This is a genomic window from Pseudomonas sp. GM80, assembly GCF_000282515.1.
Lineage (GTDB): Bacteria > Pseudomonadota > Gammaproteobacteria > Pseudomonadales > Pseudomonadaceae > Aquipseudomonas.
This window is the reverse complement of sequence record NZ_AKJD01000080.1, coordinates 22323-34594: the sequence shown is the minus strand read 5'-3', so window position 1 is coordinate 34594 and position 12272 is coordinate 22323. Positions and strand designations below refer to the sequence as shown.

The following is a 12272-nucleotide window of genomic DNA, read 5'->3' as shown; positions in this document are numbered from 1 at the left end:
ATGCTTTTGGTTAGCGCCGCGCGTGGTACAGGCTGACATGCCGAAATTCCTCAGGCTCGGCCAGATCCGGCAACGTCATCGCCTCAAGCATTTCAATGCGTTCATACAACGGATGGCGAAAATCCCGAACCCGCGAATCCGCGACCAACGCCTCGCGGCCGCGGCTCAAAAATGCATCGAGCAATGGCAGGTTCGCCCGGTCATACAACACGTCCGCCACCAGAATCAGATCAAAGCGATCTGCTTCGGCAAAGAAATCCGTCGAGTAACTCATCTCAACATTATTCAGCGCGGCATTCGCCCGGCACGCGGCAATCGCCAGCGGATCGAGATCGCAGGCCACCACCTCCAGCGCCCCGGCCTTCACCGCCGCAATCCCGGCAATCCCCGAACCTGCGCCGAAATCCAGCACGCGCTTGCCGCGCACCCACTCGGGGAACTCCGCCAGATAGCGGGCCACTGCCAGACCACTGGCCCAGCAGAAACCCCAATAGGGTGGCTCGTGCAGAATTCGCTGAATTTCTTCCTGACTGAATTGGCGATCCATGTTGTCGCCATCGATCAGCCATAGCTGTAAATCAGTGTCCGGCAACGCGCAGACCTTGAGTCTGGCGTCGCCGAGCAATTCACCTAACGCCTGTTGCAGGTCGAGCGGTGCCGTCATGGTGCTTTGACAAATTGCAGTTGGCCCAACGCCTGAGTGGTCGGCTGGGTGATGGTTTGCGACGGCAGATGCAGGATCAACTGGCCGGACTGGCTGGCGCGGCCACGCAATTCAACTCGCGCACCGACCGGAAAGGCCTCGGGGTTGAAGCGCACATGGAACGGCAGGATCTGGTTGTTGCCGATCAGGCTGGAACTGGCGAGCAATTGTTGCGGGCGATCCTTTTCATCGATCACCAGCAACGCCAGTTCGACTTCGGCACCGGCCGGCACGCCTTGCAGGGTGCCACTCAGTTCGCGTTGATAAGCCGGTAGCGGGCCAAGCTCGGCGGCTTCCTTGGCTTTTTTCTGCGCTTGTTGCGGTGCCGGGCCTGGCGTCGGCGGCTGGGGCTTGGGTGCATCGCTGCCACAGGCCACCAGCAGGCTGAAAAGACTGAGCAAAACGAGCGGACGTAACGGCATTGGATGCTCCGGCAAAATGAAATCCATGGATCAAACGATCATGCCGTTCTGTATACCGCAAAGCCTATGGCTTGTCTTGCCACCGGGATGCGCTACCATGGCCCTCCCTTTTTTTGTTGCCAGCCACCATGCACTGTCCCTTCTGCGGTGCCAACGACACCAAGGTCATCGACTCGCGTCTGGTCGCCGAGGGCGAACAGGTGCGCCGCCGGCGTGAATGCCTGGCCTGCGGCGAGCGTTTCACGACGTTCGAGACGGCCGAACTGGTGTTGCCGCGCCTGATCAAAACCGACGGCAGCCGCCAACCGTTCGACGAAGAAAAACTCCGCGCCGGCATGCAACGCGCCCTGGAGAAACGTCCGGTGAGCGTCGAGCGCCTCGAATCCTCTCTGGTTCACATCAAGCACAAGCTGCGCGCCACCGGCGAGCGCGAGGTCAAATCCCTCGTGGTCGGCGAACTGGTCATGGCTGAATTGCAGAAGCTTGATGAAGTCGCCTACATCCGCTTCGCTTCGGTGTACAAGCGCTTCCAGGACCTCAACGAATTTCGCGAAGAAATCGACCGCCTCGCCCGCGAACCGGTGAAGGAATGACCACCGTCGCCGAGCAGGCCATCCTCGACGCGCACTTTATGGCGCGTGCGCTGGAACTGGCGCGCAAAGGTCACTACACCACCCATCCCAATCCTCGGGTCGGCTGTGTGGTGGTGCGCGACGGGCAGATTGTCGGCGAAGGCTGGCACGAACGCGCCGGCGAACCGCACGCTGAAGTCCATGCGCTGCGCGCTGCCGGTGAACTGGCTCGGGGCGCTACCGCGTATGTGACCCTCGAACCGTGCAGCCACCATGGCCGCACGCCGCCGTGCGCCGATGCGCTGGTGAATGCCGGTGTCGCCCGAGTCGTAGCGGCGATGCGTGATCCGAATCCGCAAGTTGCCGGACGTGGTTTGCAGCGTCTCGCCGATGCCGGCATCGCCACCGAAAGCGGTGTGCTCGAAGCCGAGGCGCGCAAGCTCAATCAAGGTTTCCTGAAACGCATGGAACACGGCTTGCCGTTCGTGCGGGTCAAGTTGGCCATGAGCCTCGACGGGCGCACGGCGATGGAAAACGGCGAGAGCCAATGGATCACCGGCCCGGCGGCGCGTTCGGCGGTGCAGCGTTTGCGCGCTCAGGCGGCCGTGGTGCTGACCGGCGCTGACACGGTGCTGGCGGATGGCGCGCGTTTGACCGTTCGCGCTGACGAACTCGGTCTGGACAGCGAGCAAACCGCGCTGGCCATGAGCCGACCGCCGCTGCGCGTGTTGATCGACGGCCGCCTGCGGGTGCCACTCGATGCACCATTCTTCAAGGCTGGCCCGGCGTTGGTCGCCACCTGCGTCGCGATCGAAGAGCAATACGCCCACGGCCCGGAATGCCTGATCGTGCCGGGCGATGACGGTCAGGTCGATCTGCATCAATTGCTGATCGAGCTGGCCAATCGCGGCACCAACGAAGTGCTGGTCGAGGCTGGCCCAAGTCTGGCCGGCGCTTTCGCTCAGCTCGGTCTGGTGGATGAATTCGTGATCTTCATCGCCGGCAAGTTCCTCGGCTCCACGGCGCGTCCATTGCTGGACTGGCCGCTGGCCCATATGAAGGATGCGCCGGAGCTGAAAATCACTGAAATTCGTGCGGTCGGCGATGACTGGCGAGTCACTGCCATCCCTGTCCGTTCGGCGAGCGTATAATTCCCGGCCATCGTTATTACGCTGGCTTAGTTCTCAAGGAGAACCCCATGTTTACCGGCATCATCGAATCCATCGGCAGTATCCGCGCACTGACCCCAAAGGGCGGTGATGTGCGGGTACACGTCGCCACCGGCAAGCTCGACCTGAGCGACGTCAAACTCGGCGACAGCATCGCGGTCAACGGCGTGTGCCTGACGGCGGTCGAGCTGCCGGGCGACGGCTTTGCCGCCGACGTCAGCCGTGAAACCCTCGACTGCACCGCCATGAATGACCTGAAAAGCGGCAGCCCGGTCAATCTGGAAAAAGCCCTGACCCCGACCACCCGTCTCGGCGGGCATCTGGTCAGCGGCCACGTCGACGGTGTCGGCGAAATCGTCTCGCGCTCCGACAATGCCCGCGCCGTGGAATTTCGCATCCGCGCGCCGAAAGACCTGGCCAAGTACATCGCCCACAAAGGCTCGATCACCGTCGACGGCACCAGCCTGACCGTGAACGCAGTCGATGGCGCCGAGTTCATGCTGACGATCATTCCGCACACCCTGAGCGAAACCATCATGGCGTCGTACACGCCAGGTCGCCGGGTGAATCTGGAAGTCGATTTGCTGGCGCGTTATCTGGAGCGTCTGCTCTTGGGTGACAAGGCTGCGGAGTCCGGCTCTTCACAAAAGCCTGGTGGCACGATCACTGAAAGCTTTCTGGCCGCCAACGGCTATCTCAAATCCTGACTGAAGGGGGTGCCTTGTGGCGCTCAATAGCATCGAAGAACTGGTTGAAGACATCCGCCAAGGCAAGATGGTCATCCTCATGGATGACGAAGACCGCGAGAACGAAGGCGACCTGATCATGGCCGCCGAATGCTGCCAGGCCGAACACATCAACTTCATGGCCAAGCACGCCCGTGGCCTGATCTGCATGCCGATGAGCCGCGAGCGCTGCGAACTGTTGAAGTTGCCGCTGATGGCGCCGCGCAACGGTTCCGGTTTCGGCACCAAGTTCACCGTTTCGATCGAAGCCGCCGAAGGCGTCACCACCGGCATCTCCGCCGCCGACCGTGCGCGCACCGTGCAAGCTGCGGCCGCCAAAGACGCCAAGGCTGAAGACATCGTCAGCCCCGGCCACATCTTCCCGCTGATGGCTCAGGCCGGCGGCACCCTCGCTCGCGCTGGCCACACCGAAGCCGCTTGCGACCTCGCGCGCATGGCCGGTTTCGAGCCGAGCGGGGTGATCTGCGAAGTGATGAACGACGACGGCACCATGTCTCGTCGCGCTGAACTGGAAGCCTTCGCCGCTGAACACAACATCAAGATCGGCACCATTGCCGACCTGATTCACTACCGGATGATCCACGAACGTACCGTTCAGCGGATTGCCGAGCAGCCACTGGACAGCGAACTGGGCCAATTCAACCTGGTGACCTATCGTGATTCGGTGGAAGGCGACGTGCACATGGCGCTGACCCTGGGCACTGTTTGCGCTGAAGAGCCAACGCTGGTTCGCGTGCACAACATGGACCCGCTGCGCGACCTGCTGATGGTCAAACAACCGGGCCGCTGGAGCCTGCGCGCCGCGATGGCTGCGGTTGCCGAGGCGGGCAGCGGTGTGGTGTTGCTGCTCGGTCACCCGCTCGATGGCGACGTGCTGCTGGCGCATATCCGTGAAACCGGTGATCAGCCAGCGCCGAAAAAACCGACCACCTACAGCATCGTCGGTGCCGGTTCGCAGATCCTGCGAGACCTCGGTGTGCGCAAAATGCGCCTGATGTCTGCGCCAATGAAATTTAATGCGATATCCGGTTTCGATCTGGAAGTTGTAGAATACGTGCCCTCCGAATAATGACCGGTCGTTTCCGGCATTGTTGACATGGATTCTTGTGGTGAGGGGATTCATCCCCGACGGGCTGCGCAGCGGCCCCTGTTTTTGGGACTGCTGCGCAGTCCATCGGGGATGAATCCCCTCGCCACAAGGGTGCAGTCGAGTAGCAATGCGGGTTTTTCCGGCCATGTGTTCGTGGCTAATATCACTGAGGGACGCGTACGAAACGCGTCCCGGCTCTTTAAGAGAACTGACGAATGACCCTGAAGACCATCGAAGGTACCTTCATCGCCCCTAAAGGCCGCTACGCTTTGGTAGTGGGCCGCTTCAACAGCTTCGTCGTTGAAAGCCTGGTCAGCGGTGCAGTTGATGCCCTGGTTCGCCACGGCGTGAGCGAAAGCGACATCACCATCATCCGCGCACCTGGCGCCTTCGAAATCCCGCTGGTTGCGCAGAAAGTCGCCCAGAAAGGCGAGTTCGCAGCAATCATCGCCCTGGGTGCGGTCATTCGTGGCGGTACTCCGCACTTCGAATACGTGGCCGGCGAATGCACCAAGGGTCTGGCCCAGGTGTCCATGGAGTTCGGCGTGCCGGTCGCTTTCGGCGTCCTGACCGTTGATTCCATCGAGCAAGCCATCGAACGTTCCGGCACCAAGGCCGGTAACAAAGGTGCTGAAGCTGCCCTGTCCGCTCTGGAAATGGTCAGCCTGCTGGCACAGTTGGAGGCCAAGTGATTAGCGACGAAAGCGATCGTTTCAACCCGCGCGATCCGCGTCCAACCGACGCCGGCAAGCCTTCGAAAAGCGAAAAGCGCCGCGCTGCCCGTCAGTTGGCGACTCAAGCGTTGTACCAGCGCCACATGGCCAGTACTTCGCTGAACGAAATCGAAGCGCAGTTTCGCGTCGACAACGATTTCACCTTCGCCGATGCCAGCTACTTCCACGACATCCTGCACGGTGTTCCGGCCAGTCTGACCGAGATCGACACTGCGCTGGCGCCGTGCCTGGACCTGACCATCGAAGAGCTGGATCCGGTTGAACTGTGCGTACTGCGCCTGTCGACCTGGGAACTGCTCAAGCGCGTCGACGTGCCGTATCGCGTTGTGATCAACGAAGGGATCGAACTGGCGAAAGTCTACGGTTCCACCGACGGTCACAAGTTCGTCAACGGCGTGCTCGACAAACTGGCCCCGCGCCTGCGTGAAGCTGAAGTGAAGGCGTTCAAGCGCTGAAACGCGCTTGATACTTCAATGGGCGAGTTTGAGCTGATCCGCAACTTCTTCGCCGCCGCGCCTTGTGCGCAGGGCGGCGAAGGCGTTGCGCTGGGGATCGGCGATGACTGCGCCTTGCTCGCTGTTCCTTCCGGGGAACAGCTGGCGATTTCCACCGATACGCTGGTGGCCGGTGTGCATTTCGCCGACCCCTGCGATCCGTTTCTGCTCGGTCAGCGCTCGCTGGCCGTTGCGGTCAGCGATCTGGCCGCCATGGGCGCCACGCCCGTTGCCTTTACCCTTGCCCTGACTGTGCCGACGGTGACCGCCGATTGGCTGCAAGCCTATGCTCGCGGTTTGAACCGCATGGCGCAGAGCTGCGGTGTCGCGCTGGTCGGCGGCGATACCACGCGCGGGCCGTTGAGCCTGACTGTCACCGTGTTCGGTCGTATTCCTGCCGGTCAGGCCTTGACCCGCAGCGGCGCGCAGCCGGGTGACTTGCTGTGTGTCGGCGGGGAGCTGGGCAATGCTGCCGGTGCCTTGCCACTGGTGTTGGGCCAGCGTGAGGCCGAGCCAGAAATCGGCCAACCGCTGCTCGATCATTACTGGTCGCCACAACCGCAACTCGCGCTCGGTCAGGCCTTGCGCGGCAAAGCCACGTCGGCGCTGGACATCTCCGATGGCCTGCTCGCCGATTGCGGGCACATCGCGCTGGCGTCGAAGGTTCGGCTTGAGATTGAACGCGAGCGCGTACCGCTGTCGGATGCTTTAGTGGCGTTTCTCGGCCAGCGTGGCGCCGAACGTGCAGCGCTCAGCGGCGGCGATGATTACGTGTTGGCCTTCACCCTGCCGTCCGTCGAGTTGCCAGCGTTGCTGGCCAATGGCTGGCCGATCCACGTGATCGGTCGTGTGGCAGAGGGGCAGGGCGTGGCGCTGCTGGATCGTGACGGGCGCGACATCACCCCGCAAATCCGGGGTTATCAACATTTTCAGGAGTCACCGTGACAGACCACCCGAAACAGGTTCCGGGCGAATTCGTACCGCCATCGGTGTGGCGCAATCCCTGGCATTTCATTGCCTTCGGTTTCGGTTCCGGCACCTTGCCGAAAGCACCGGGCACGTGGGGCTCGTTAGTTGCGCTACCCTTTATCCCGTTGTGGCAGATGTTGCCCGACTGGGGTTACTGGCTGATGCTCGGGATCACCATGCTGTTCGGCTTCTGGCTGTGCGGCAAAGTGGCCGACGACCTGCGGGTACACGACCACGAAGGCATCGTCTGGGACGAAATGGTCGGCATGTGGATCACCCTGTGGCTGGTGCCGGAAGGCTGGTACTGGTTACTTGCGGGTTTCCTGGTGTTCCGTTTCTTCGACATTCTCAAGCCTTGGCCGATCCGCTGGGTCGACCGGCATGTGCATGGCGGCTTCGGCATCATGCTCGACGATGTGCTGGCCGGTGTGTTCGCCTGGCTGGCCATGCAGGGCCTGGTGTGGATTTTCGCCTGATTCCAAGGGATATCAGGGTCAAGTGAGGGGACTAGGGATGACTCGACGCTGGTTGGCGTTAGTGGTTTTGGCTTTGCTGAGCACCGTGGCCGGTGCGCAGGAAGCCGCGCCGACGCCTGCAGTCATCCATCTGGCCAGCGAAGACTGGGAAGACTACACCGCCGCCGATGGCCATGGTCTGGGTTGGGATGTACTGCGCAAGGTGTTCGAGCCGGCGGGGGTCAAGCTGGACATTCGCACGGTGCCGTACACCCGTTCGGTGGGGCTGGTGCAGTTGAAGGAAGTCGACGCGCTGGTCGGCTCCTACCGCGACGAAGCCGAGCAAGTGCTGTATCCGCAGTGGAATTTCGATTCCGACCATATCTACGCATTGGGCCTGGCGAACAACCCATCGCCCACCCAGGCGACGCTGGGCAAGTATCGACTGGCGTGGGTGCGTGGCTATCGTTACGAAAATTACCTGCCGAACATCAAGCGCTACAACCAGATCGAGCGCCGCACCGGCATTCTCTCGATGCTCAAGCAGGGGCGGGCGGATTACTACATCGATGCGCTGACCGAGATTGAAGCGGTGGTGAAAACGGCGACGGATCCGACGCAGTATCGCTATTCGCACCTGGCCGAGTTGCCGCTGTTTCTCGGGTTTGCCGACACTCCGCAGGCCCGGGCCTTGATGGCGCTGTATGACCAGCGCATGGAGCAACTGGTGAAGAGCGGCGAGCTGAAGCCGATCTTCGAGAAGTGGAAGCAACCCTACCCCTTCGCCACAAATCCCCTGTAGGAGCTGCGGCACGCTGCGATCTTTTGATCTTGATTCTAAAAAACAGATCAAAAGATCGCAGCCTCGTTTCACTCGACAGCTCCTACAGGGATCCATGTTGTCCGGGTAGTTATCAAACTTTTTGATCGTTATGCCCGATAATTCAGCCTAAGCGCCGGTAGGAACCTGCTGTTACAATGCCGGCCTGCGAATTTTCAGACTCTTTAGATCAGGAGCACACCGGTGCCTGTCGTCTTTGTCGCCGCTTCCAAGCTGCCAACGCCTTTTGCGCAATTCACCATGCACGGTTTTCTCGATGAAGCCACCGGCCGCGAGCACGTCGTGCTGAGCCTGGGTGAGTTTGCCGACGGTGCCCCGGTTCTCGGCCGTTTGCACTCCGAATGCCTGACCGGCGACGCCTTGTTCAGCCAGCGTTGCGACTGCGGCTCGCAACTCGAAGGCGCACTCAAAGCCATCGCCCGCGAAGGCCGTGGTGTGTTGCTCTACCTGCGTCAGGAAGGTCGTGGCATTGGCTTGTTGAACAAGATCCGCGCCTACGAATTGCAGGACGGCGGTGCCGACACCGTTGAAGCCAACGAGCGTCTGGGTTTCGCCGCCGACCAGCGCGATTACGCCATGTGCCTGCCGATGCTTGAGCATCTGGGCGTGAAATCCCTGCGCCTGATGACCAACAACCCGCGCAAGGTCAAAGCCTTGACCGACATGGGCATCACCGTCGCCGAGCGCGTGCCGCTGCACACCGGCCACAACCCGCACAACAAACTGTACCTGGCGACCAAGGCCAGCAAGCTCGACCACATGATGGGCAACGAGCATCAGGGCGAGGTTGATCGCGCGTGACCCGTGGTCAGGTGCGACGCCGATTGTCAGTCGCCTGGTGGAAATACTTGGCGCTGGCGTTGGTGCCGCTATTCGTCCTCAATGCGCTGTTCGGGCAGGACGAGGGGATTTTACCGGTGTTGGCGATGCCGCTGTTTATTGCCGGCGTGGCGTCGATGTTTGTCAGCCTGAAGTTTTTCGGCCGCTACAAGCATGCCCTGATCGCCACGCAAAAAGCCCTTGATACTCCTGAAGAGCCCGACGCATGGATTGCCCTCGCGGCGAACCGTCGCTCGGCGTTTCTCGCGGCAGCCTTGCCGGCCTGGATCGGCGCACTGGCGGTATTCGTCGGTCTCGAAGCGGTGCCGTTGATGCTGCTGGCGCTGTCCACCGCCGTGCTGTTTTACCTCTACCGTATCCCGCGTCAACTCGGCTGATGCGCCGTCTCTGGCTGGCGGTTCTGCTGCTGGCCGTCAGCGGCCCGGTGCTGGCAAACCTGCGGGTGGTCAGCCTGGCGCCGTCGCTTTCTGAAATCGTTGTTGAACTGGATTCTGCAGACCTGTTGGTCGGTGTGCTGGATGCCGGTGAACGCCCGGCTGAAATTGCCAACGTTGCATCGGTCGGTCGTTATGGCCAGCTCGACATGGAACAGTTGCTGAGCCTCAAACCTGATTTGTTGTTGCTTTGGCCCGGCAGCGTCGGCCCGGCGCAGCGTGATCAGTTGAAGCGCCTGGGCATTCCGACTTTCGTCGCCGAACCGCACTCCCTTGATCAGCTTTCTGCGCAGATTGAAGCCATTGCCACGCTATTGGGTCGACCTGAACGTGGGCTGAAGCTGGCGGCTGAGCTGCGGCAAAAACTCGCCGAGCTGCGCCAGCGCTATCACCGGGAAGTGTCGTTGCGGGTGTTTTATCAGGTGTGGGACAAGCCGCTGTATACCGTCGGTGGCGGGCAGATTATCAGCGATGCGCTGGAAGTGTGCGGGGCGCGCAATGTGTTCAGTGATCTGACCTTGCCTGCGCCGCAAGTCAGCATCGAATCAGTGTTGCAGCGTGATCCCGAAGTGATTCTGGCCAGCGACCAGTCCCAGCTCAACGCCTGGAAAAACTGGCCGCAGGTCGCCGCTGTAAAACAGCAGCAATTACTGCTGATCACCGACAAAGGCCTCGAACGCCCAAGCGGCCAGATGATCGCCGCCACGGCCAAGCTCTGCCAACTCATCGCACCACACCAATAACCCCTGTAGGAGCTGCCGAAGGCTGCGATCTTTTGACTTTGCTTTGTGGCCAAGTAGGGATCGCCGAGATCAAGATCAAAAGATCGCAGCCTGCGGCAGCTCCTACAGGGTGTCGGGGGCTATTCAGATGCGCGGACTTAGCGGATTTCGGGGGTCCAGGTGACACCAAACATCCACACACGACCTTCCTCGCGATAACCGTATTGGCCGCCGTCATAGCTGTAATTCGCCCGGCTGTAACCCTTGTCGAAAACGTTATCGACCTTCAGATCCAGCTTGATCTCGTGGTTCAGCGCCCAACTGCTGCGCAATCCGAATAACGCATAACCACCCAGCGGGTTCTCGTTTTTCAGATCGTCATAACTGCTGCTCACCGCCTGCCAACTTGCACCGACGCCGATCTGGTCAAACTGGCGATCCAGATCCCAGCTCAACGTCCGCCGCGCACGTCGTGCCAAGGTATGCCCGCTATCACGATCGCGGGGGTCGATGATCGACACGCCAAGGTTGCTCTGCCAATCGAACAGTTCCTGTTTCAGCGCCGCTTCGAAACCGTTGATTCGCGCTGAAGCGACGTTCTCCGGACGTGAATTGCTGCCGAAGATGATCGCGTCTTGCAGATCCGTACGGTAAATCGACGCTTCCAGACGGCTGCTGTCGCTCAACTGGCTGCGCCATTGCAGCTCATAGCTTTTCGAGGTTTCCGGTTTCAAGTCCGGGTTGCTGAAATCCGGGTAATACAAGTCGTTGAACGTCGGCGCGCGGAAGCCTTCGCTGTAGCTGAGCAGCAGGTCGTTATCCGGGTTCAACGGCAACGTGAACGTGCCGCTCCAGGTGTTCTGGCTGCCGAACTGCTGATTGTCATCGTGACGCAGACCCAGCTCGGTGGAGAAGCTGTCAGCCTGATAACGATGCTGGATGAAGGCGGCGCGGTTCCAGCGGCTGTCCTCGTCGAACGCGGTGCTGCTGTTGACGCGATCCTCGTACCAGTCACCGCCGAGGATCAGGCTGTTGCGCGAATTCAAGGTCAGGTCGTTCTGCCAGTTCACCGAGTCGCGATAGGTGTTGAACACCGTGCGCTCGTCGCTGAGTTTATCCAGGGTCTTCTCACGGTTCTCGGTATGGCCGAACTCGACGCGGGTTTTCCATAGGTCGTTAACCCGTGCGTCGAAGTAGCTGCTGATGCTGCTGACGTTGAAATCGCTGTAGGGTTGCTGTTGGTAGGACTGATCCGTCACGACGTCATATCTACCGAACGGGCTGTCAAACTCGCTCTTGCCACGGTTATCGAGCAGATTGGCGCCGATCTCAATGTCGTCGGTCAACGCATGGCTGAGGCTCAGGCTGACGGATTTGTTGCGGTAGGCATCGTGATCGCTATCGCTTGGATACGATTCGTGCGTGCGATCAATCCCGGCGGTTTCATCGAGGCTGGCGCCGAGGTTGAATCGGGTTTTTTCATCGCCGCCGGACAAACCGAGCCTACGCTCCCAGGTCTGGTTGCTGCCGAAACCGACGTGCATGCGTGGCTGAAGACCTTGCTCGGTGCCGCGTCGGGTGAAAATCTGAATCACCCCGCCAATCGCATCGCTGCCATAAATCACCGAACGCGAACCGCGCAGCACTTCGACGCGCTCGATCTGTTCGATGTTCAGGTGTTGCAGATTGCTGTCGCCGGACGTCGAGTTGCCGATGCGCTGGCCGTCGACCAGCACCAGGCTTTGCGCCGACTGTGTGCCACGAATATAAACGCCCGGCAGACTGCCACGCCCACCGGTTTGCGCCACTTGCACACCCGGCACGCGACGCAGCAAGTCCGGCACGTCGCTCGGTTGCAGACGGTCGATGTCTTCGCGGGTGAACACGGTGTTGGCGGCGCTGCTGTCATTGCGCGCTTCTACCTGACGGTTGGCGGAGATCAGCACATCCGGCAGCTTCAGCGCCTGATCGCGCTCGAACGTGTCGGCGAGGGCATTGGCGGACGGCAGCAGGAAGAAAGGCAGGGCGAGGCGCGAGAGTTTCATGGCAATCCATGGCTTATGCAAAACCCGGTAGGAGCT

Annotated in this window: 15 protein-coding genes; 12 read left to right on the top strand and 3 right to left on the bottom strand. The window is 60.9% G+C overall.

What is annotated here, in order from left to right; genetic code table 11:
- Window positions 1–10: 10 nt before the first annotated feature.
- Both PMI37_RS14075 and PMI37_RS14070 read right to left on the bottom strand, forming a co-directional pair.
- Complete coding sequence (locus PMI37_RS14075) at window positions 11–664, bottom strand: class I SAM-dependent methyltransferase (protein ID WP_008081850.1); 654 nt, start codon at window positions 662–664, stop codon at window positions 11–13.
- The gene (locus tag PMI37_RS14070; RefSeq protein ID WP_008081849.1) at window positions 661–1125 is read right to left on the bottom strand and encodes a hypothetical protein; all 465 of its coding nucleotides are present in this window, start codon (window positions 1123–1125) and stop codon (window positions 661–663) included. The genes PMI37_RS14075 and PMI37_RS14070 overlap by 4 nt, the downstream gene beginning before the upstream one ends.
- 128 nt (window positions 1126–1253) lie before the next feature.
- Between PMI37_RS14070 and nrdR the strand changes: the two genes are divergently transcribed.
- The 12 genes from nrdR (at window position 1254) to PMI37_RS14010 (ending at window position 10212) form a co-directional block, all read left to right on the top strand.
- On the top strand, window positions 1254–1718 hold the full coding sequence (gene nrdR / locus PMI37_RS14065) for a transcriptional regulator NrdR (RefSeq protein WP_007910946.1): 465 nt from the start codon (window positions 1254–1256) through the stop codon (window positions 1716–1718).
- A complete protein-coding gene (gene ribD, locus PMI37_RS14060) occupies window positions 1715–2848 on the top strand; it encodes a bifunctional diaminohydroxyphosphoribosylaminopyrimidine deaminase/5-amino-6-(5-phosphoribosylamino)uracil reductase RibD (RefSeq protein WP_008081848.1) in 1134 nt (377 codons plus the stop codon). The genes nrdR and ribD overlap by 4 nt, the downstream gene beginning before the upstream one ends.
- Window positions 2849–2895: 47 nt before the next feature.
- Complete coding sequence (locus tag PMI37_RS14055) at window positions 2896–3573, top strand: riboflavin synthase (RefSeq protein ID WP_008081847.1); 678 nt, start codon at window positions 2896–2898, stop codon at window positions 3571–3573.
- 16 nt (window positions 3574–3589) lie between these two features.
- Window positions 3590–4681 carry a bifunctional 3,4-dihydroxy-2-butanone-4-phosphate synthase/GTP cyclohydrolase II gene (gene ribBA / locus PMI37_RS14050; protein WP_008081846.1) on the top strand — a complete coding sequence of 364 codons (1092 nt, stop codon included), beginning with the start codon at window positions 3590–3592 and terminating at the stop codon, window positions 4679–4681.
- Between the two features lie 236 nt (window positions 4682–4917).
- The gene (gene ribH / locus PMI37_RS14045; RefSeq protein WP_003228649.1) at window positions 4918–5394 is read left to right on the top strand and encodes a 6,7-dimethyl-8-ribityllumazine synthase; all 477 of its coding nucleotides are present in this window, start codon (window positions 4918–4920) and stop codon (window positions 5392–5394) included.
- Entirely contained in the window at window positions 5391–5891 is a 501-nt protein-coding gene (gene nusB, locus PMI37_RS14040; protein WP_008081844.1) for a transcription antitermination factor NusB, read from the top strand. The genes ribH and nusB overlap by 4 nt, the downstream gene beginning before the upstream one ends.
- An 18-nt stretch (window positions 5892–5909) precedes the next feature.
- Window positions 5910–6875 carry a thiamine-phosphate kinase gene (gene thiL / locus PMI37_RS14035; RefSeq protein WP_008081842.1) on the top strand — a complete coding sequence of 322 codons (966 nt, stop codon included), beginning with the start codon at window positions 5910–5912 and terminating at the stop codon, window positions 6873–6875.
- Window positions 6872–7375, top strand: a complete 504-nt coding sequence (locus tag PMI37_RS14030) for a phosphatidylglycerophosphatase A family protein (RefSeq protein ID WP_008081837.1) — start codon at window positions 6872–6874, stop codon at window positions 7373–7375. The genes thiL and PMI37_RS14030 overlap by 4 nt, the downstream gene beginning before the upstream one ends.
- Before the next feature lie 37 nt (window positions 7376–7412).
- Complete coding sequence (locus PMI37_RS14025) at window positions 7413–8156, top strand: substrate-binding periplasmic protein (protein WP_008081836.1); 744 nt, start codon at window positions 7413–7415, stop codon at window positions 8154–8156.
- Window positions 8157–8378: 222 nt separating this feature from the next.
- Window positions 8379–8996 carry a GTP cyclohydrolase II gene (gene ribA, locus PMI37_RS14020; protein ID WP_008081835.1) on the top strand — a complete coding sequence of 206 codons (618 nt, stop codon included), beginning with the start codon at window positions 8379–8381 and terminating at the stop codon, window positions 8994–8996.
- Window positions 8993–9412: a hypothetical protein gene (locus PMI37_RS14015; RefSeq protein ID WP_008081834.1), complete on the top strand. Its 420-nt coding sequence runs from the start codon at window positions 8993–8995 to the stop codon at window positions 9410–9412. Before ribA ends, PMI37_RS14015 begins: the two co-directional genes overlap by 4 nt.
- On the top strand, window positions 9412–10212 hold the full coding sequence (locus PMI37_RS14010) for a cobalamin-binding protein (protein ID WP_008081833.1): 801 nt from the start codon (window positions 9412–9414) through the stop codon (window positions 10210–10212). The genes PMI37_RS14015 and PMI37_RS14010 overlap by 1 nt, the downstream gene beginning before the upstream one ends.
- Window positions 10213–10349: 137 nt before the next feature.
- Here PMI37_RS14010 and PMI37_RS14005 read toward each other — a convergent pair whose 3' ends face one another.
- Window positions 10350–12236 (bottom strand): TonB-dependent receptor domain-containing protein, encoded by a 1887-nt coding sequence (locus PMI37_RS14005; protein ID WP_008081832.1) that lies wholly within the window; start codon window positions 12234–12236, stop codon window positions 10350–10352.
- Window positions 12237–12272 lie beyond the last annotated feature (36 nt).

Coding starts and splice junctions, on each gene's coding strand:
- PMI37_RS14075 (WP_008081850.1), bottom strand. CDS start 664: ATGACGGCACCGCTCGACCTGCAACAGGCGTTAGGTGAATTGCTCGGC.
- PMI37_RS14070 (WP_008081849.1), bottom strand. CDS start 1,125: ATGCCGTTACGTCCGCTCGTTTTGCTCAGTCTTTTCAGCCTGCTGGTG.
- nrdR (WP_007910946.1), top strand. CDS start 1,254: ATGCACTGTCCCTTCTGCGGTGCCAACGACACCAAGGTCATCGACTCG.
- ribD (WP_008081848.1), top strand. CDS start 1,715: ATGACCACCGTCGCCGAGCAGGCCATCCTCGACGCGCACTTTATGGCG.
- PMI37_RS14055 (WP_008081847.1), top strand. CDS start 2,896: ATGTTTACCGGCATCATCGAATCCATCGGCAGTATCCGCGCACTGACC.
- ribH (WP_003228649.1), top strand. CDS start 4,918: ATGACCCTGAAGACCATCGAAGGTACCTTCATCGCCCCTAAAGGCCGC.
- thiL (WP_008081842.1), top strand. CDS start 5,910: ATGGGCGAGTTTGAGCTGATCCGCAACTTCTTCGCCGCCGCGCCTTGT.
- PMI37_RS14025 (WP_008081836.1), top strand. CDS start 7,413: ATGACTCGACGCTGGTTGGCGTTAGTGGTTTTGGCTTTGCTGAGCACC.
- PMI37_RS14010 (WP_008081833.1), top strand. CDS start 9,412: ATGCGCCGTCTCTGGCTGGCGGTTCTGCTGCTGGCCGTCAGCGGCCCG.
- PMI37_RS14005 (WP_008081832.1), bottom strand. CDS start 12,236: ATGAAACTCTCGCGCCTCGCCCTGCCTTTCTTCCTGCTGCCGTCCGCC.